At 63.3% G+C, this 19,106-nt stretch carries 19 protein-coding genes; 12 read left to right on the top strand and 7 right to left on the bottom strand.

Features of this window, described 5'->3' with window-relative positions:
- Positions 1–9: 9 nt before the first annotated feature.
- From GQ59_RS16165 to GQ59_RS16180, 4 genes are read left to right on the top strand one after another with little or no spacing between them, the layout of a single operon-like run.
- On the top strand, positions 10–1,710 hold the full coding sequence (locus GQ59_RS16165; RefSeq protein WP_037082953.1) for a thiamine pyrophosphate-requiring protein: 1,701 nt from the start codon (positions 10–12) through the stop codon (positions 1,708–1,710).
- Positions 1,711–1,722: 12 nt separating this feature from the next.
- Positions 1,723–2,952, top strand: coding sequence for an alpha-hydroxy acid oxidase (locus GQ59_RS16170; RefSeq protein ID WP_037082955.1), 1,230 nt, complete (start codon positions 1,723–1,725; stop codon positions 2,950–2,952).
- A gap of 8 nt (positions 2,953–2,960) precedes the next feature.
- Positions 2,961–4,637 carry a thiamine pyrophosphate-requiring protein gene (locus GQ59_RS16175; RefSeq protein ID WP_280114050.1) on the top strand — a complete coding sequence of 559 codons (1,677 nt, stop codon included), beginning with the start codon at positions 2,961–2,963 and terminating at the stop codon, positions 4,635–4,637.
- Complete coding sequence (locus GQ59_RS16180; RefSeq protein WP_037082961.1) at positions 4,634–6,010, top strand: FAD-binding oxidoreductase; 1,377 nt, start codon at positions 4,634–4,636, stop codon at positions 6,008–6,010. Before GQ59_RS16175 ends, GQ59_RS16180 begins: the two co-directional genes overlap by 4 nt.
- A gap of 23 nt (positions 6,011–6,033) precedes the next feature.
- On the opposite strand, the gene GQ59_RS16185 is transcribed toward GQ59_RS16180, so the two are convergent.
- On the bottom strand, positions 6,034–6,537 hold the full coding sequence (locus GQ59_RS16185; protein ID WP_037082964.1) for a hypothetical protein: 504 nt from the start codon (positions 6,535–6,537) through the stop codon (positions 6,034–6,036).
- Between the two features lie 154 nt (positions 6,538–6,691).
- Between GQ59_RS16185 and GQ59_RS16190 the strand changes: the two genes are divergently transcribed.
- The 5 genes from GQ59_RS16190 to GQ59_RS16210 all read left to right on the top strand — a co-directional run bounded on the left by GQ59_RS16190 (position 6,692) and on the right by GQ59_RS16210 (position 9,577).
- Complete coding sequence (locus tag GQ59_RS16190; RefSeq protein WP_037082967.1) at positions 6,692–7,066, top strand: GFA family protein; 375 nt, start codon at positions 6,692–6,694, stop codon at positions 7,064–7,066.
- A 59-nt stretch (positions 7,067–7,125) separates the two neighbouring features.
- Positions 7,126–7,545, top strand: a complete 420-nt coding sequence (locus GQ59_RS16195; protein WP_037082972.1) for an HD domain-containing protein — start codon at positions 7,126–7,128, stop codon at positions 7,543–7,545.
- A 76-nt stretch (positions 7,546–7,621) separates the two neighbouring features.
- Positions 7,622–8,404 carry an SDR family oxidoreductase gene (locus GQ59_RS16200; protein WP_037082974.1) on the top strand — a complete coding sequence of 261 codons (783 nt, stop codon included), beginning with the start codon at positions 7,622–7,624 and terminating at the stop codon, positions 8,402–8,404.
- A gap of 157 nt (positions 8,405–8,561) precedes the next feature.
- The gene (locus GQ59_RS16205) at positions 8,562–8,795 is read left to right on the top strand and encodes a hypothetical protein (RefSeq protein WP_037082976.1); all 234 of its coding nucleotides are present in this window, start codon (positions 8,562–8,564) and stop codon (positions 8,793–8,795) included.
- 224 nt (positions 8,796–9,019) lie between these two features.
- Positions 9,020–9,577, top strand: a complete 558-nt coding sequence (locus GQ59_RS16210; protein WP_037082978.1) for an isochorismatase family protein — start codon at positions 9,020–9,022, stop codon at positions 9,575–9,577.
- A gap of 6 nt (positions 9,578–9,583) precedes the next feature.
- On the opposite strand, the gene GQ59_RS16215 is transcribed toward GQ59_RS16210, so the two are convergent.
- The 3 genes from GQ59_RS16215 to GQ59_RS16225 form a co-directional block, all read right to left on the bottom strand.
- Positions 9,584–11,161, bottom strand: coding sequence for an ABC-F family ATP-binding cassette domain-containing protein (locus GQ59_RS16215; RefSeq protein WP_037082980.1), 1,578 nt, complete (start codon positions 11,159–11,161; stop codon positions 9,584–9,586).
- A 278-nt stretch (positions 11,162–11,439) separates the two neighbouring features.
- Positions 11,440–12,675, bottom strand: a complete 1,236-nt coding sequence (pepT, locus tag GQ59_RS16220; protein WP_037082982.1) for a peptidase T — start codon at positions 12,673–12,675, stop codon at positions 11,440–11,442.
- Between the two features lie 276 nt (positions 12,676–12,951).
- A complete protein-coding gene (locus GQ59_RS16225) occupies positions 12,952–13,770 on the bottom strand; it encodes an IclR family transcriptional regulator (protein WP_167336303.1) in 819 nt (272 codons plus the stop codon).
- 251 nt (positions 13,771–14,021) lie between these two features.
- Between GQ59_RS16225 and GQ59_RS16230 the strand changes: the two genes are divergently transcribed.
- The gene (locus GQ59_RS16230) at positions 14,022–15,434 is read left to right on the top strand and encodes a DHA2 family efflux MFS transporter permease subunit (RefSeq protein ID WP_037082984.1); all 1,413 of its coding nucleotides are present in this window, start codon (positions 14,022–14,024) and stop codon (positions 15,432–15,434) included.
- A gap of 220 nt (positions 15,435–15,654) precedes the next feature.
- Here GQ59_RS16230 and GQ59_RS16235 read toward each other — a convergent pair whose 3' ends face one another.
- The 3 genes from GQ59_RS16235 to GQ59_RS33430 all read right to left on the bottom strand — a co-directional run bounded on the left by GQ59_RS16235 (position 15,655) and on the right by GQ59_RS33430 (position 16,751).
- The gene (locus tag GQ59_RS16235; RefSeq protein ID WP_037082985.1) at positions 15,655–15,891 is read right to left on the bottom strand and encodes a hypothetical protein; all 237 of its coding nucleotides are present in this window, start codon (positions 15,889–15,891) and stop codon (positions 15,655–15,657) included.
- 107 nt (positions 15,892–15,998) lie between these two features.
- A complete protein-coding gene (locus GQ59_RS33425; protein ID WP_341872390.1) occupies positions 15,999–16,424 on the bottom strand; it encodes a cysteine hydrolase family protein in 426 nt (141 codons plus the stop codon).
- Positions 16,425–16,499: 75 nt separating this feature from the next.
- On the bottom strand, positions 16,500–16,751 hold the full coding sequence (locus tag GQ59_RS33430; RefSeq protein WP_341872391.1) for a cysteine hydrolase family protein: 252 nt from the start codon (positions 16,749–16,751) through the stop codon (positions 16,500–16,502).
- A 151-nt stretch (positions 16,752–16,902) separates the two neighbouring features.
- On the opposite strand from GQ59_RS33430, the gene GQ59_RS16245 reads away from it, so the two are divergent.
- Together GQ59_RS16245 and GQ59_RS16250 are read left to right on the top strand one after the other, a co-directional pair.
- Entirely contained in the window at positions 16,903–17,358 is a 456-nt protein-coding gene (locus GQ59_RS16245) for a MarR family winged helix-turn-helix transcriptional regulator (protein WP_037082986.1), read from the top strand.
- Positions 17,345–19,075: an MFS transporter gene (locus GQ59_RS16250; RefSeq protein ID WP_051903998.1), complete on the top strand. Its 1,731-nt coding sequence runs from the start codon at positions 17,345–17,347 to the stop codon at positions 19,073–19,075. Before GQ59_RS16245 ends, GQ59_RS16250 begins: the two co-directional genes overlap by 14 nt.
- Positions 19,076–19,106 lie beyond the last annotated feature (31 nt).

Consider the following 19,106-nt stretch of genomic DNA (forward strand, 5'->3'; position numbering starts at 1 on the left):
GATTGCAGCATGAAACACGAAAAAACGACCGGCACTTTCGCCGCCGAAGCTGTGCTGACCCACATGAAGGCCGCAGGCATCGATGTCCTGTTCGCCAATGGCGGTACCGACTTTCCGTCGATCATCGAGGCGTTTGCCCGCCAGCCAGAAACCGGACTGAAGATGCCCGAAGCCCTGGTCATCCCGCATGAAGGTGTCGCGGTCGGCATGGCGCATGGCTATTACCTGATGACATCAAAACCGGCCGGCGTCATCGTCCACGTCAATGTCGGGCTTGCCAACTCGGTCATGGGCCTGATCAACGCCCGGTCGGAAAACGTGCCGGTGATGATGTTCTCCGGCCGCACGCCGATCACCGAACACGGACGGTTCGGCTCGCGTTCCTCGCCGATCCATTGGGGCCAGGAAATGTTCGACCAGGGCGGCATGGTCCGCGAAGTGGTCAAATGGGATTATGAGCTGCGCTATCCGGAACAGGCGGGCATCGTCATCGACCGCGCCATGAGCATCGCCATGAGCGAGCCGCGCGGCCCGGTTTATCTCAGCCTGCCGCGCGAGGCGCTGGCCGAAGGTGCGGAGGTCGAGATCAGTCACCGCTCGACAGTCACCCCGACCACCTATGGCCCGGCCGATCCGGAATTGGTCGCTCAGGCCGCCGACCTGCTCTCCAAGGCAAAAAAACCGCTGATCATCACCCAGAGCCCGGAGCTCGCTGCGGATTTCGAGCCGCTCGCCGGCTTCGTCGAAAAGTTCGCGCTACCGACCATCGAGATGTGGGCGACGCGCCTGGCACTGCCGAGCGACCATCCGATGATGATCGGCCGCGACTCGACCCAGGTCCTGAAGGAAGCCGACGTCGTCGTCGTGATCAATGCCGCGGTGCCGTGGATTTCGGACCATACTCACATAGCCGAAGGCGCCAAGGTCATCGCCATCGGTCCGGACCCTCAGCATAGCCGCGTACCTATCCGCAGTTTTCCGATCGACATCGCGCTCGCGGGCGGCATCAACAAGACGATCGCGGCGCTTGCCGCCGCCATGGCCGAGCGCGTCCCGGCATCGGAAACCTTCTCCGAGCGCCGCGAAAAGTGGGCGAAGGTCAAGGCGGCCCAGGCCGAGGCCGCCGACAAGCGCGCCGCCCTGGGCAACGGTTCGCCGATGACACCGGCCTATGTCAGCCGCTGCATCTCCGATATTCTGGACGACAGGACGACCGTCGTAAACGAACTTGGCATCGATCCGTCGGTGATGAGTTTCAGATATCCGAAATCCTACTTCTCGACCCCGCTTTCCGGCGGTCTCGGCTTCGGCCTGACCGCAGCGCTCGGCGCCCAGCTCGCAGACCGCAGCCGCCAGGTGATCGCCACGATCGGCGACGGTTCCTACATGTTCGCCAACCCTGTGGCTTGCCACCAGACCGCGACCGCGCTGAAACTGCCGCTGCTGACGGTCGTCTTCAACAACGGCATCTGGAACGCCGTGCGTCGCTCGACGCTCTACATGTATCCGGATGGCAGCGCCGCGACCGCCAACACCATGCCGATCACCGCGCTCGACCCTGCTCCGGACTACGCGGCCGTCGCCCGCGCCCATGGCGCCCGTGCCGAACGCGTCGAGACCGGCGCCGACTTGCCGGCGGCGTTGCAGCGGGCATTGGCCGCGACCAGGAGCGGCCAGCAGGCCATGATCGAAGTCATGGTTTCCTACTAAGAGGCGTCCGACATGGGGGGAGCCAGGAACGACGCAAGGACGACAGAAACGCTGGCGGAACTCCGCCGGCGTTATCCGATGGTCGGCGACCTGGAGAAACGGGCGAAATGGCGTATTCCGCGTTTTGCCTACGAGTTCCTGCAGGGGGGCGCCGGCGATGAAACCGGCCTCAACCGAAACCGGACAGCGCTTCAGGCGGTCGAGATCGTGCCGCGTTACGGGCTGGACGTGTCCAAGGTCGACACCTCGGTTGAGCTCTTCGGCCATCGTTATGCCGCCCCGATCGGCATTTCGCCGATCGGCTTCGACGGCATGATGTGGCCGGGCGCCACCGAACAGTTCGCCAAGGCGGCCCAGGCCCACAACATCCCCTATCTGGTTGGCACGCTTGCCTGCGCAACCATCGAGCAGGTGGTGGAGTGGGCGCCTGATGTCACCTGGTTCCAGCTCTACCCGATGGCGCCGAACAATCACCAATACAGTCTCGAAATGGCCGACCGCGCCCGCCTCGCCGGCGCCAGGGTTCTGGTCGCGACGCTGGACGTGCCGGTGCGTGCCAAGCGTCCCCGTGATCTTCGCAACGGCCTCACCATGCCGTTCAAGCTGACGCCGAAGACGATCCTGGCTGCGGCCTTGGCCCCTTTCTGGCTGAATGCGATCCGCCGCAAGGGCATGCCGACCTTCGCCAACATGGCGGGTTTCGCCGGCGCCCCGGACCGCGTGGCGACCTCTGCCTTCGTGCAGAAACATATTGGCGGCGGCTTCCCCTGGGAACAGATCGCCCGGCTTCGTGACAAGTGGACCGGACCGATGATGGTCAAGGGCGTCATGCATCCGGCGGATGCGGAAAAAGCGCTGGAACTCGGCCTCGACGGTGTCGTCGTTTCCAACCATGGCGGCCGCCAGTTCGACGCGGCACCGGCGACGATCGACGTGCTGCCGGAAATCGCCCGCACGGTGGGCACCCGTGGTACGGTCCTGTTCGACAGCGGCGTCGTCTCCGGCGTCGACATGGTGCGCGCAATTGCCTGCGGTGCCCATTCCTCCTTTGCCGGCCGCGCGTTCATGCTCGGCCTTGCCGCACTCGGAGACCATGGCGCCGCCCACATGGCGCAGGCCTTTATCGAAGAATATCGCATCACGCTCGGCCAGAGCGGGCTTTTGAATACCGAGCAGGCCCGTCGCGCGGCCGTGCGCCATCCGGGCGCCTGGACTCGGGACGATTTCCAACCGCACCTTTAATCGACCACATCTCCGGGGAGGAGAAACCCATGAAAGTTGCCGACGCCATCGTGGAAATTCTGAAGCGCGAGGGGATCGAGGTCATCTGCGGTTACCCCGTGAACCACGTTCTCGAACACGCGGCCATGGCCGATATCCGCCCGATCATCGTGCGCCAGGAGCGCCACGGCCTGCACATGGCCGACGCCATGTCGCGGTTGAGCTCCGGCAGGACGATCGGCGTCTTCGCCATGCAGCTCGGACCGGGTACCGAAAACGCCTATGGCGGCATCGCCCAGGCCTATTCGGAATCCGTTCCACTGCTGGTCCTGCCGATGGGCTATGAGCGCCGCGTCGCGCATGTCGATCCGAACTACAACGCGACCCGCTCGATGCGCGACATCACCAAGTCCGCCGAGCCGATCACCTCGGCTGCCGAGATCCCGAACATTTTTCGACGCGCTTTCTCCAAATTGCGCAATGGCCGCGGCGGTCCGGTTCTGATCGAAATCCCCAACGACATGTGGCAGGACGAGGTGCCGGAACCGCTGAACTATCGCCCGGTTCTGTCCACCCGCTACGGGCCGGACCCGATTGCCGTGCGCGACGCGGTCGACCTGCTGCTCGCCGCCAGGCGGCCGATCCTCTATGCCGGCCAGGGCATCCACTATGCGCAGGCCTGGCCGCAGCTGAAGCAGCTCGCCGAACTGCTGGCGATCCCGGTTTCGACCAGCCTCGAAGGCAAGAGCGCGTTTCCGGAAACCCACCCGCTATCGGTCGGCGCCGGCGGTGCGGCGATCTCCAAGACCCTGCGCCATTTCCTCGATAGTTCGGATCTCATCTTCGGCATCGGCTGCTCCTTCACCGAGACCGCCTTCGGCGTGCAGATGCCACTCGACAAGACGGTCATCCACGCGACGCTCGATCCCGACCACGTCAACAAGGACATCGAAGCCAAGGTGGCGCTGGTTGGTGACGCGGCGCTGACGCTCGACGCGGTGCTTGCCGAACTCGAAGCCCGCAAGGTTTCTCCGCGCGATCAAACGGAAGTCGCCACCGAAATCGCCAGGGTGCAGGACGAATGGCTTTCCGAATGGATGCCGAAGCTCACCTCCGACAGCAAACCGCTGTCGCCCTACCGCGTGCTCTGGGATTTGCAGCACACGGTCGATATCGAAAACACCATCATCACCCATGATGCCGGCAGCCCGCGCGACCAGCTTTCGCCGTTCTGGAAATCGGTGAAGCCGCTCACCTATATCGGCTGGGGCAAGACGACCCAGCTCGGTTACGGCCTGGGCCTCGCCATGGGCGCCAAGCTGATGCATCCCGACAAGCTCTGCATCAATGTCTGGGGCGATGCGGCGATCGGCTTTACCGGCATGGATTTCGAAACCGCGGTGCGCGAGCGCCTGCCGATCCTGTCGATCCTGCTCAACAATTTCTCGATGGCGATGGAATTGCCGATCATGAAGGTTTCGACGGAGAAATACCGCTCGACCGACATTTCCGGCGACTACGCCGCCTTCGCCCGCGCGCTCGGCGGTTACGGCGAACGCGTCACCGAACCGAGCGAGATCATCCCGGCGATCAAGCGCGGCATCGAGCAGACGCAAAAGGGCGTGCCGGTCCTCCTCGAATTCATCACAACGCAGGAAATCGCCCGTTCGCGCTACCACCGCATGCTGACGGGTGAGAAGAAATGACCTCCCTGCAATCCACGCTCGACGCCCTGAAGCTCCATTTCGGCGACCGGCTTTCGACCACAGAAGCGGTGCGCGAACATCACGGCCACGACATGTCCCGGCAGCCCACAAGACTGCCGGATGCGGTGGTCTATGCCGAAAACGAGGAGGAGGTGGCACGCGTTGTCTCCGCCTGTTTTGAAAGCGGTATTGCCGTCACGCCTTTCGCGGCCGGCTCGTCGATGGAAGGTCACACGATCCCGCTGAAGGGCGGTATCTCGCTCGACCTTACCCGCATGAACAAGATCGTCGCGGTCAACCACGAGGATTTCGACGTACAGGTGGAGGCGGGCGTCACCCGCAAGCAGCTCAACGCCCATATCCGCGACACCGGCCTGTTTTTCCCCGTAGATCCCGGCGCCGACGCCTCGCTCGCCGGCATGGCCTCGACGCGTGCCTCCGGCACCACCGCGGTGCGCTACGGCACGATGCGCGAAAACGTGCTGGCGCTGCGTGTCGTCACGCCGCAGGGCAAGATCATCACCACCGGCCGCCGCACCAGAAAATCCTCGACCGGCTACGACCTGACCAAGCTCTATGTCGGCGCCGAAGGTACGCTCGGTGTCATCACCGAGGTCACCGTCAGGCTGCACCCGATCCCGGAAACCATTGCTTCGGCCGTATGCGCCTTCGAGACGATGCGCGGGGCGGTGGAAGCCGTGGTTGCGACCATCCAGAGCGGCATCCCGGTCGCTCGCATCGAATTCCTCGATGAAGTGGCGGTCGAGGCTGCCAACCGGCATGCGGGCCTGAGCCTGAAACTCGCGCCCACCCTCTTCCTGGAATTCCACGGCAGCCCGCGCTGGGTGGAGGAGCAGTCGAACACGGTTCGCGAGATCGCCAACGAGTTCGGCGGTTCGGACTTCGAATGGTCGACCCGCACCGAGGACCGCGAGCGGCTGTGGAAGGCCCGCCACGAGACGATCTATTCCAACCAGACGCTGCGCCCCGGCTGCAAGGCGTTTACGACAGATGTCTGCGTGCCGATCTCGCGGTTGGCGGAAGCGGTGCTCGCCGCCCGCGAGGACATCGATAATTCCTTCGTGACGGGCAAGATCATCGGCCATGTGGGCGACGGCAATTTCCATGTCGGGTATCTGATCAAGCCGGAAATCCCCGAAGAGCTGGCCGAAGCCGAGCGCCTCGCCGAACGGCTCTACCAGCGCGCCATGGACATGGGCGGCACGTTCAGCGGCGAACACGGCATCGGCATTTCGAAGCTGAAATATCTCCGCCGCGAACATGGCGACGCGGTCGACATGATGAATGCCATCAAGGCCGCGATCGACCCGAAGGGCATCATGAACCCCGGCAAGCTCGGTCAGGTGGAGTAAAGGTAAGCAGAGCCCTCAGATGGTCACCGACTGAGATCGATGCGGCTGGTCACCACCGATTTGCCGCTCGAAAGGTCCTTGTCGACCGTTTGAAGCCTGAGGCGATCGTTGCCGATCTTCTCGATCGTCATGTTGGCGACGCGATCCCCGTTGATCACCCTCGCCCAGCGGACCCCGAGATTGATCGCATTGCCGCGGCGGTTGCCGGAAAGCACCGAAGGCTGGCCTGACGGTCCGAGATAAGTGCCGCTATACCCGCGATCCGAGGCCTGCAGGTCGGCGGATATGCTGCGCCGGACGACCAGCAGGCCGCGACAGGTCCCCTGCATCGAAAGCGTAGTCGCCCCGGCCGTCGAAGTGAAGTCGCAGGCGACATTGATGGGTTTGCTCCCGATGCGTGTCAGGACGGTTCCGTTGCCGCTCCAGCTGCCAGCAAGCGTCTTTAAAAAATCACCCTCAGCCGCCGGAGCCAGGGTCGGCGACAGGGTCGAGGCGATAAACGCGGCAGAGACTAGAAGAGAGCGCATGGCGATAATCCCATTGTGTCTGCTCCGAACGCCCGCCAAGCCGTTCCGTTCCACAACGCCCCTAGATGGCCGTCCCGCAACCCGGTTCATCTCTTTCCTTCATCCTCCCCTGCCCTAACTGCATTTTCCGAACGAGAGAGAAGGAGAAGAGAGGATGATCATCCGGTCCGGAAGCTGCCTTTGCGGCAAGGTGCGCTATTCTGTGAAGGATGCGCCGCTCAGGATAGGGCTCTGCCATTGCACCGACTGCCGCAAGGAAAGCGGCTCGAGCTTCGCCACGTTCGGCATCTGGCCGCGGCATGCCTTTGAAAGCAGCGGCGAGGTCAAATATTTCCATGGCCGCGGTTTCTGCCCCGAATGCGGCGCGCGCGTCTTCAGTGAAGCCGACGGCGACGAGATCGAGATTCGCGTCGGCTCGCTCGACATGGCACCGACGGACCTCGAACCGACCTACGAACTCTGGGTGAAGCGGCGGGAGAACTGGCAGAGCCCGCTGCCCGTCACTCAATTCGAAGAAGACCGCAATTGACGCATTGTGGTCATGCGTGGCCCCTGTAGAGTGCCGCCGAGCGGCCGGGAGACAGACAAATGTCGGAACTGATCGACAAGGCGATTGTCATCGCGACGCAGGCGCATGAAGGACAGTCGTCGAAAACCGGCGGTCCGTTCATAGACCATGTCCGGCGCGTCGCCGAAAACGTCGCCGGCGAGGAGGAGAAGCAGGTCGCCTGGCTGCATGACGTGGTCGAGAAAGGCCCCGGCTGGACCTTCGAGCGTCTCCGCCAAGAAGGTTTTTCCCAAGCGGTGGTCGACGCCGTCGACGCGATGAGCAAACGCGACGGCGAGGAATATTTCGCCTTCGTCCGCCGCTCGATCGAAAACCCGCTCGCCCGAGCGGTGAAGCGCGCCGACCTCACCGACAATCTCGCCCAGATGCGCCAGATGGGCGGCGACGGTTCGAAATTCGCCGAAGGCCTGCACATCCTCAACGAGCGATATCCGTCCTGATCCCGGGAACCATGCACCATCCCCTGCCGTTCGTTTTCGCGCGGCAGAAGCCGCGATCCGACGACAGGATGGGCTTATGGAACTCAAGAATCAGGTGGCTCTGGTAACAGGAGCAGGCTCCGGCATCGGCAAGGCGGCGGCGATGAAACTCGCGGCGGAAGGCGCAAAGGTCGGCCTGCTCGGCCATACGAGAACCGACATCGAAAAGACTGCCCAGGAAATAGAGAAGACCGGCGGAGAAGCGCTGGTGCTCGAAGCGGACGTTTCCGACGAGAACCGGATGCGCGAAGCGATCGATCAGCTTGCGGAAAAATACGGGCGGCTCGACATCGTCGTCGCCAATGCCGGGATCAACGGTGTCTGGGCGCCGATCGACGACCTGAAGCCCGAAGAATTCGACAAGACGATCGCCGTCAACCTGCGTGGCACCTATCTGACGCTGCATCTCACCGTGCCGCATCTGAAGGCGCAGGGCGCCGGCTCGATCATCGTCGTCTCGTCGATCAACGGCAACCGCACCTTCACGACACCTGGCGCCACCGCCTATACCGCCACCAAGGCCGCGCAGGTGGCGATGGTGCAGCAGCTGGCGCTGGAACTCGGCAAGCACCACATCCGCGTCAACGCCGTCTGCCCCGGCGAGATCGAGACCAATATTCGCGACAACACCAAGCTCCGCCACGAGCGGGAAACCGCGATTCCGGTGGAATGGCCGCAGGGCCAGGTCCCGATCAGCGACGGCAGGCCGGGAAAAAGCGAGGACGTCGCCGAAGTCATCGCCTTCCTCGCCTCCGCCCGCGCCCGGCATGTGACCGGCACCCCGATCTACGTGGACGGCGGCCAGGGGCTGCTGAGGTAGGATTGTTTTCCGCTTGATCGGCGCTGCCGACGTGGTGCCGTCGAGGGGGAAACCGGCCGGTGGAAAGGCGGGCATAGGACTTCAGTCCCAATCCGTTTCGTGGAACCCGGACCCTCGATCCGCGTTCATGTCGCGCAAAAGCTTGAGGAAACACCCAATGAAGAACCTGCTTCTCGCATCGGCCCTGGCCATTTCTTCCATTCTCTCGGTCGCCGGCCCGTCCGATGCCGCGAGTGTCACCATCACCACAAATGAGCGGGTCGCGCCGCGTCACACCGTTCGCGAAGTCTACCGTCCGTATCGTCCCCGCAATCGCGACTGCATGGTCAAGAAGGTGAAGACACGCTACCACGGCCGGGTCGTCGTCAAGACCACCCGCGTCTGCCGCTGATCGCCGGACCGCAAACGATAGAGGGCGGCGGCGATCGGGCCGGCGCCCTCTCCCTCGGGAAAACCGATCGGGACGCGCACCGGAGCTTCTGGATCGCCTTGCGGCTGAGGAGGCCCGTCGATAGGTCCGAATATGCCTGCGATCAATCCTGCGGGCAGCCGTCAAAATTCCGTTGAAATGCCCGAGGAATCCGGCAATTTTTCTGTCCTCAATGGAGGCAAGCCATGTCCAGCATATCGGCGGGAAAAGCACCGGTCATCGTCATCGACCTGCAGACCAACATGTTCGACGGCCTTGTCGAGCCGCCTCTTCATGATGCGGATCTCCTCACCGACCGCGCCCGCAAGGTGATCGACTGGGCGCGGCGGGAAGGTCGGGCGATTGGCTTCGTGCGCCATGACGGGCCGGAAGGCGATCCCCTGGCGCCGGGGGAGCCGGGCTGGCCCGTCTGGCCGGCGCTCGGACAGCGGGACGACGAGCCGACCTTCTCGAAGACCGTCCGGGATGCCTTCAGCAACCCGCAACTCGGCGCCTGGGTCGAGAGCCAGGGGGCACCCGAAGTGGTGATCCTCGGCGCGCAGACGGATTTCTGCATCGCCGGCACGGTGCAGGGCGCTCTCGCGGCCGGGTTCAAGGTGACGGTGGTTTCCGATGCCCATAGCACGCTCGACCAGCCGCCGGAGAGCGCCGCCACCATCATCCATCGCTACAATGCCCAGTTCGCCGAGGCCGGCGTCAATCTGGTGACGACCGAAGCGCTGACCGGCTCCTCGGCCGCCTGAACGGTTCTAGCCCAGCTCCAGCCGGCGGGTAATGCCGATCGCCTCGAGAAACACCTCGTCATGGCTGACCACCAGCAGCGCGCCATCATAGGCGCGCAATCCGGCTTCGACCGCGGCTATGGAATCGATATCCAGATGGTTGGTCGGCTCATCCAGGATGAGCAGCGACGGCGGCTCCGGCCCGCCGAGCACGCAGGCGAGCCCCGCCCGCAGCATCTGTCCGCCCGAGAGCGTGCCGACCACCTGCAGGGCGGCATCAGCACGGAACATGAAGCGGGCGAGCGCCGCGCGGCCGGCATTTTCGCCCGCCTGCGGATTGAGGTGCCGGAAATTGTCGCGGATTGACAGCGTCGGATCGAGCAGACTCACCCGCTGGTCGAGCATGGCAGATCTGACGGACACACGCACCGTGCCAGAGAAGGGCGGCAGGCTGCCGGAAATCAGCGACAGGAGCGTCGTCTTTCCCGACCCGTTCGGACCGATGACGGCGATGCGCTCCGGCCCGGTGATCTCGAGGGAAATATCGCGCAGGACCGGCTTTCGGGCCTCGTAACCGGCGGTGACGTTGTCGATCCCGAGCACGACCCGGCTTGCGGGCAGGCCGGTTGGCGGCAGCGTCACGGAAAACGGCTGCAGGATCTCGATCTTTTCGCGCGCAGCGGAGATGTCGTCAGCCGCCTGGGTTCGCAGCCGCTCGGCAAGCCGGGCATTGTCGCCGCTGGTGTTTTCCGCCCGCCGCTTCATGCCGCCGGCGACGATGCGCGGCATGTCGTCCCGGGCGGCCTTCTTCTTGCCGACGCTGTCCTTGCGCGCCTTGCGCTCGGTGGTTTCCTGCCCAACGCGGCGGGCCTCCGCCATCCGCTTTTCGGCGTCGGTGAGATCGTGCTCGGCGGCCGCCAGTTCCAGCGCCTTGCGCTCCCGGTAGCGGTTCCAGTTGCCGCCGTAGCGGGTGGCGCCGAGCGAAGTCAAATCGGCGATCGCATCGACGGTTTCCAGAAGTTCGCGGTCGTGGCTGACGATGATCGCCCCGCCGCGCCAGCCGGCCAGAAGATCGATCACCGCCCGCCTTCCGTCCCGGTCGAGATTGTTGGTGGGTTCGTCGAGGATCAGGAAATCCGGCTCGGCGAAAATCAGAGCCGCCAGCCCCGCGCGGGTGCGCTGGCCGCCCGAAAGCGCTTGGAGCGGCGTGCTGGCATCCGCATCGAGGCCTGCCCGCGACAGCGCTTCGGCCATGCGAGCCTCCAGCGTCCAGTCGGCCTTGGCCAGTTCCTCTGCGGACGCCTCGCCCGCTTCGGCGCGGGCAAGGATAGCCAATCCATCGGATGTGCCAAAGAGGTCGGCGATCGTCTCACCGGACGTGGCCTGCACGCTCTGGCGCAACACGTCGAGGCTGCCGGAAACGGAGACCGTGCCGGATGCGGGCCTCAGTTCACCGGTGATCAGCCTGAGCAGCGTCGTCTTGCCGACGCCGTTACGCCCGACAAGGCCGACGCGTTCAGGCCCGAAGCTGAGGTTCAGATTAGAGAAAAGCGGCCGGCCGTCAGGCGTGGACCACGAAAGATTGGCAAGCGCAATGGAAGGCATGGACAGATTCCCGAATGGCAAGGCAAAGCGGCGTTGCGTTTCGGTTGAGGTCCATGATCCACCATCCTGCTGGTGCTGCAGATGGCGATTTTCTATGCGGAAAATGCGGCGCGTTCAAGACTGGGCCGGAGATGCTCGCGGGGGAGCGCGAGGGTTCCTTGCCTGTTGGCTGGAGGCACCAGGAGATGCCTCGTGGGCCTGAAGCACAGGCATGGGATATCGCTGTCGCTCGGGATCGACCATTTTTGGGTGTATCAGGATGGCGCTGGATAGAGCGGCTAAGCCCGCTCCTCCCACAGTTTTGCAAGCTCCACCACCGTCTTCACCGCCAGTTCCATGTCCTGGCTGCTGACGAATTCCAATGGCGAGTGGAAGGCGTGGCCGCCGGCGAAGAGGTTGGCACAGGGCAGGCCCATGAAGGAGAGGCGAGAACCGTCCGTGCCACCGCGGATGCTGCCCCGCACCGGGGTCATGCCGGCCCGGCTGATCGCCTCGACCGCGTAATCGACGATGCCCGGATGCTGGTCGAGCACCACCTTCATGTTGCGGTACTGTTCCTTGACCGTGAAGGTGTAGGACGAGCCTGGGTAATCGGCGATGACTTGCCTGGTGATCTCCTCGAGAAGGGTCTCCTTGCTCTTCAGGCCCTCTTCGGTGAAATCGCGGATGATGAAGGAGAGGTTCGCCTTTTCCATCACGCCGGACATGCCGGTCGGATGGATGAAGCCGTCGCGGCCCCTGGTGGTCTCGGGCGTCATGTCCTTCGGCAATCTGGCGACGATGCCGCCGGCGATCTTGATGGCGTTTTCCATCTTGCCGAAGGCGAAGCCGGGATGCATGGCGACACCCTTAATGGCGATCTCCACCGCATCGGCTGAAAACGTCTCGTCCTCGATCGTACCGGCGGTCTCGCCGTCCAGCGTATAGCCGAAATCGGCGCCGAGCTTTGCGAGGTCGACCTTGTCGACGCCGCGGCCGATCTCCTCGTCGGTGGTGAACAGAATACGGATCGCGCCGTGCTTGACATCCGGGTTGTTGATGAAGAATTCGGCAGCCGACATGATCTCGGCAATGCCGGCCTTGTCGTCGGCGCCCAAAAGCGTGGTGCCGTCGGAGGTGATGATGTCGTTGCCGATCTGGTCCTTCAGCACCGGATGTTCGGATACCTTGATGACCTGGCTTTTGTCGCCGGTGAGCTGGATATCACCGCCCTGGTAGTTCCTGACGATCTGCGGCTTGACATTGGTACCGGTGAAATCAGGCGCCGTGTCCATATGGGCGCAGAAGCAGATGACCGGCACGTTGTTCTTCGACGTCGTCGCCGGGATCGTCCCGTAGATATAACCATGCTCGTCGAGATGCGCGTCGGTAATGCCGATCGCCAGCATTTCCTCGACCAGCAGCCGGCCGAGATCCTTCTGCTTCATCGTCGACGGCTGGGACGGGGACTTGGCGTCCGATTGGGTGTCGATGACGACATAACGGAGAAAACGATCGGTAACGCTGTCGGCCATGGCTCTCAAATCCAAATTGTGGAACGGAATAATGGGAGTTGTAGCGAGAGGAATGGGTCGCGTGAAGGCGAGAAATGAAGGTGGGTGGCTGGATATGATCAAGCGTCCAGCCACCTCTGCCCTTCATCCCATAGGAGACCCTCCCCGGCGAGAAAAGGTCGCTGACCGCCGCAACGAAGTGCACCGATGAGATCGAGCCGAGCGATCTAACGCAACCATCTTGGGGCCAACCCGCGGCAGCCCTTCTGGACCATTAATCGTTCACGCTGCCGCTTGTCAGGATTCGCTGCCTGCGAGCGAGCCGCGATGCCCCAGCCGGGCGGATATCGCCCGTGCCGCGACGAGCAGCGGCTCGGCAAAACCGTTCAGATTTTTCAGCGACAGGCGCTGGACCGGACCGGCGATGGCGACCGCGCCGACAACTTCGGCCTGGGCGTCGCGGATGGGCGCGGCGATGGCGCGCATGCCGAGTTCGTTCTCTTCATCCTCCACCGCGTAACCGAGGCGCCGGATATTGCCGAGCAGTTTCTGCAGCTTGTCGGGATCGGTGACGGTTTTCGGGGTTCGCAGCGGCAAGGGCGCCGCGGTGAGCGCAGCCATACGGCTTTCCGGCAGGAAGGCGAGCAGCGCCCGGCCGGCGGCCGTCGAATGATAAGGCGCGCGCATGCCGATCTCCGCGCTGATGCGCACCGCCTGCCGGGAGGGCTGGACGCGGAGATACATGATCTCAGGCCCGGTCGGCACGGCAAGCAGCACCGTTTCGTCCGTCTCCTGCCTGAGATCCATCAGCAGCGTGCGCGCTTCGGTGGAGAGATCCATGCGGTTTCGCACCAGCGAGCCAAGGCCGAACAGCCCGAGCCCCAGCCGGTAACGGCCGGTCTCGCGGTTCTGCTCCAGAAAATCCTCCGCCATCAGCGTGACGACCAGCCGGTGTACGGTGCTCTTGGCGATACCGAGACGACGGGCAAGTTCGGTGACGCCGATCTCAGCCTCGTCGCCCTCGAAGGCTTTGAGGATGCGGATCGCCATCGAAACCGAGGAGAGCCGACCCTTCCGGTCCTCGTCCTGCGCGCCCATTTCCCTCGTGGTCTTCATGTCGGTTGTCGCTCCCATGACAATCTGCCGGCCCGCATCCGGGCAACAGGCGCCGTCAACCCAGCGATTTCAAAAGCGCCGTTGACAGCCCAATATCCAAGGGAATATCCTGTATGTGGACCATTGTTCCGTATAGAAGAACACACAACGACGACCGAAGCAAGCGGAAACGCCATCGGTGGCCGCGCGGTTTGTTGGCATGCCTGGTGCCGCGCTTACCGAACAAGGACTTAAACCGAAAGACCAACCACTTGGATACCCGCAAGACCGTACCGTTGATCGTCGCATCAGCACTCATCATGCAGCAGATCGATTCGACGGCGATCGCCACGGCCCTGCCGACGATTGCCGACGCGCTCGGCGAACCGCCGCTCGCGCTGCATTCGACGATCACCGTCTACGTGCTGTCGCTCGGCGTGTTCCTGCCCTTGAGCGGCTGGCTCGCCGACCGTTTCGGCGCCCGGCGGGTGTTCTGCCTGGCAATCGCGCTGTTCACCCTCGCCTCGCTGCTCTGTGCCGCCTCGACCACCCTCACCATGCTGATCGCGGCTCGCGCCCTTCAGGGTTTCGGCGGGGCATTGATGCTCCCGACGGCGCGGCTGATCCTGGTGCGCTCGGTACCGCGCGAGGAACTGGTATCCGCCATGGTGCTGATGAGCATGCCCGCCGTGGTCGGCCCGGCGATCGGGCCGCTGCTTGGTGGCTTCATCACCGGCATCAGCTCCTGGCACTGGATCTTCTGGATCAACCTGCCGGTCGGCATTGTGGCGATCATCCTGACGCTTGCGCTCATCGAAAAAATCCAGCCGACGGAGCGCACTTCTTTCGATCTCCCCGGCTTCATCCTCACCGGTGCCGGCATCGGCGCGGTCATCTTCGGGTTCGATTCCTTCGCCCGCGGCATGAATTCGAGTGCGTTGGCCCTAACTGTGGTCGGCTTCTCGCTGCTCGGTCTTTACATCCGTCATGCGCGCAACACGCCGAACGCGATCCTCGACCTGAAGCTCTTCCGTTATCCGACATTCCGTTCGAGCGTCACCGGCGGTTCGCTGTTCCGGATCAGCATGGGCGCCCTTCCGTTCATGCTGCCACTGCTGATGCAGGAGGTTTTCCACTACACGCCGCTGCAATCCGGCGCGATCACCTTCGTGTCGACGATCGGCGCCTTCGGCATGCGAACCATGACGAGACGCATCCTGCGCCGTTTCGGCTTCCGCAACGTGCTCTTGTGGAACGCACTGATCGCCAGCGCTTCGATGGCGCTGCTCGCCACTTTCACGCCTGGCACGGCGCCGATGGTCATGGTGATTATCATTCTGCTCGGCGGCTTCTTCCGGGCCTTGCAGTTCACGTCGCTGAACACGCTGACATTCGCGGAAACCGAAGATTCGGAGATGAGCCACGCGACGTCGCTGTCGCAGATGGCGCAGCGCATCGCCCAGAGTACCGGCGTTGCGATGTCCGCCATGCTTTTACATTATTTTTCCGGCGGCTCCGAGACGCTCACCAACTTCGCCTTCGCGATGTCCTTCATCATTATCGCGATCATTTCCGCATCCTCGTGCTTCTCCTTCTTCCGCCTGTCCGAGACGGCCGGCGACGTGCTCGCGGGTCGCAAGAAAGAGGACACGATAACGGCCGAACAGGCCGACGCGGCAGAGTAAGGCGGCGGCCGGCTTGGGTCAGGCACGCGAGTATTAAAGCTCGCCGACGTTTGCCGGCGAGCCCTCCGCGGCTACGACCCCGTTTTGTGATCGGTTGCAGCCGACGTGAGCAGACGCGCGAACGAGCCCACGCCCAGGCAGTCCAGCTACGGATGCGCGGGCGGGCGGTTTGCGGAAACGCGATCGTTTTCTCTCTTCGATCCTTCGGTCCGCGAGCGGACTACTGGACGAGGGAAGCGACGTCTCTTGTCGTTGGAGCTTTGGTCGGCTTTGCGTCGACCGGGACGATATCGACTACCTCGGACAGCAGGAACTGCTTCGGAGAACCGCAGATGGTTGCGTAGACGATCCGGTCTAGTATTTTCAGGCTTTCGGACACGAATGTCCTCTGGTCGCCATTGTCGAGTACCGATACAACGTACATGTTGATCCCATAGAGGTTAGGCGCGCAGGTCATTCGCGCATCATCATTTCTAGCCCACCATGGTTAATGGGAGGTTAATCCTGGTATCGAGAACCTGACGCAATGGTTCTCCGGATGGCATCAGCGTATGGATGGCGTATTCACGCGGCCCTTCGCTGTTTTTCCAAGGCGGCGATCACACCGTCCGACTCCGCCGTCCAGCCGAAAGGCAGTTCGATTGCGAGCAGCGACGCTTCGTGATTGCTGCGTGGCGCATCCGCGGCAATCGGCTCCGCCGTGCAATCCCGCAATACGACCGGACGGTAGTCCCTAAATGTCGCGTCGCGGACGGTCGATTCGACGCAGATGCTGGTCGTCGCCCCGGTGAAGACCAGCGTATCGATGTGCCGGGCGCGCAGAATAGAATCGAGCGACGTCTCGAAGAATGCGCTATATCGATGTTTGGAAATCACCACGTCGCCCGGCTTCGGTGCCAGTTCCGACACGATCGCCGTATTCCAGGTGTCGCGCACCAGAATGCCGCTCTTGCTGCCATCCGGCGCAGTGACGCCCCGCCCCACATTCATGCGCCGGTGCTTGATCCTGTGGGGAGACTGCTCGCCTCCGGCATCCGAGAGGTCTGGATTGTGTTCCTGCCGCGGCTAGACAACCACAAGGCCGGCGCTGCGCGCCGCGTCGAGCACCCGTGAAATGCGCGGCACCAATCGCTCTATCGGCGCGATATCGATACCCGCAAGGTCGAACATTCCGCCGCGGCTGCCAAAATCATTCTGCATGTCGATGACGATAACGGCTGTTCGTCGCGGATCGAAACTCACCGCTTCGGGACGCGCGGTTATGGAAAAATGCATCTCCATCTGTTTCCCCTCCAGAGAACGCGGCGCATGCGCCATGGATTGCTACCGCTGATGATACCACGCGTCTTGCGGCAAGACCATTTCCCATTGCCGCGGGACCACCGCGCAGCCTTCCCCTTGAAATAAATTAGTTGGCATGCTAACTGATGCACATACGAACACTTAGCACACTAACATTAAGCTCACGATGAAACCTGATCCAATCGCATCTGAATTCCTTGAGGCGCTGACCAAGGTCAGCCGCAAGATCCGCACGGCATTCAACCAGCAGGTGACGGCGCATGGGCTGACTTATCCGCGCGCCCGCGCCCTGTTCCGCCTCGCCAAGAAGCAGAACATGACGCAGACCGAGCTTGCCTGCGAGCTGGAACTCGAACAGGCGACCATGGTGCGCCTTCTCGACCGGATGGAGGAGAACGGCCTGATCGAACGCCGACCGGACCCGAACGACCGCCGCGTCAAACTTCTGTTTCTGACGGCCCATGGCGAGGAACAGGCAAACCTCGTCCGCTCGATCGGCGACCGCATGCGCGAGCAGATCTTTCAGGACATCGATCCCGACCAGATGCATCTCGCCATGGCCCTGTTCGAGCGCATCACGACCAATATCGGCGAGCTGGAGGACATCGATGTCCCGGCGTGAGACAGCAGCAAGGCAGAAAGACGCAACCATCATACGGCCGGATTTCCGCAGAAACGCGGAGCCGACAGACCCCGAAGAGGTCGTCGAGGCGCGGCCTGAGCCCGCTCCCCCGTCTGCCCCGGCCGCGCCGCCCGCCTTCGTGCCGAAGTCGCGTGCAATGATTGCCGCCTATATGCTGGCCGGCACGCTGATCGCGCTCACGCAAGGGCTCGGCATGAGCTTTATCTCCACCAACCTGCAGCAGATCGCAGGCCCTATGGATCTGACCCAGACCGAAGCCACCTGGCTGATGGCGGCCTATCTCTTCCCGAACGCCAGCCTGACGCTGCTGCTCTTCAAGGTACGAGCCCAATACGGCCTCCGGAACTTCGCCGAGGTGGCGATCGTCGTCTACGTGCTCGTCTGCCTGGCGCATTTCTGGACGGACAGTTACGAAAGCGCGCTGGCACTGCGCTTCTTCGCAGGGGTCGCCGCAGCGCCGATGACCTCGCTCGGCTTTCTCTATATACTCGAGCCGTTTTCCCCGGCAAAGAAGTTGAGCATCGGCCTCTGCGTCTCGCTGACGGCGCTGGCCCTCCCCTCGCCGGTGACCGGCATCATCTCGCCATATCTCATGGATATCGGCGGCTACCATGCGCTCTATCTCGTCGAGATGGGGCTCGCCATGGTCTCGCTCGGCCTCGTCTACGTGCTACCGCTCGCCTCGCCGCCGCGTGCGAAAGTGATCAGCGGCCTCGATGTCATCAGCTACGTGTTCCTCGCCATCGGGCTCGGCAGTTTTGCCGTCGTGTTCACCGTCGGCCGGCTCTACTGGTGGACGGCGGTCGACTGGCTCGCCTGGATGATCATCGCCGGCATCGCCGCCTCCGCCATCTTTGCGGCGATCGAGCTCAACCGGAAGAACCATCTGGTCGATATCCGCTGGCTCACCTCCCGAGAGATCCTGCATTTCACCGGCGCTCTGATGGTGTCTCGCCTGGTGTTTTCCGAACAGACCAGCGGCGCGATCAATTTTCTGCGCAATACGGGCATGCTGACCGAGCAGTTGGCCGGGCTCTACTGGGTCGTCCTCGCTGGTGCCGTCGCTTCCGGCATCATCTGCGCCATGATCATGAAGCCCGGCAGCACCTCGGCGATCCACGCGGTCTCGCTGCTGCTGGTGGCGGTCGGCAGCTACATGGACAGCCAGTCGACCATCCTCACCCGTCCGGAACAAATGTATCTCAGCCAATTCCTGGTGAGCTTCGCGAGCGGCCTCTTCCTGCCCCCGGCGCTGATGATCGGCATGGGTGCTGCGATGAAGCGCGGCCCGAGCTACATCCTCTCCTTCATCGTCGTTTTCCTCGCCACCCAGAAGGTCGGCGGTTATCTCGGCAGCGCCCTCTATGGCACCTTCGTGCAGTGGCGCGAACAGTTCCATTCCTTCCGGCTGGTCTCCGAGCTCGCCTCCACCGATCCGCTGGTCGCAACCCGGCTGAATCAGCTCGGCGGCGCCTATGGCAAGGTGCTGACAGACCCCAACCAGCAGGTGGCGCAAGGCGCCGCCCTCTTCGCCAGGCAGGTGCAGCAGCAGGCCTATGCTCTCGCCTACAACGACTCCTTTCTGCTGACCGCCTGGGCCTCGCTTGCCGCGCTTGCCGTCCTTCTCCTCCACGTCGCCTGGCGCAACCGCCACCGGCTTTTGCCCATCAAGACCCCGACGCCCGCCGCTGCCTGAAGCCCCGAGCAAGCCACTCAGACCAAGAACC

The organism is Neorhizobium vignae, from assembly GCF_000732195.1.
In the GTDB taxonomy this organism is placed as follows: Bacteria; Pseudomonadota; Alphaproteobacteria; order Rhizobiales; family Rhizobiaceae; genus Neorhizobium; species Neorhizobium vignae.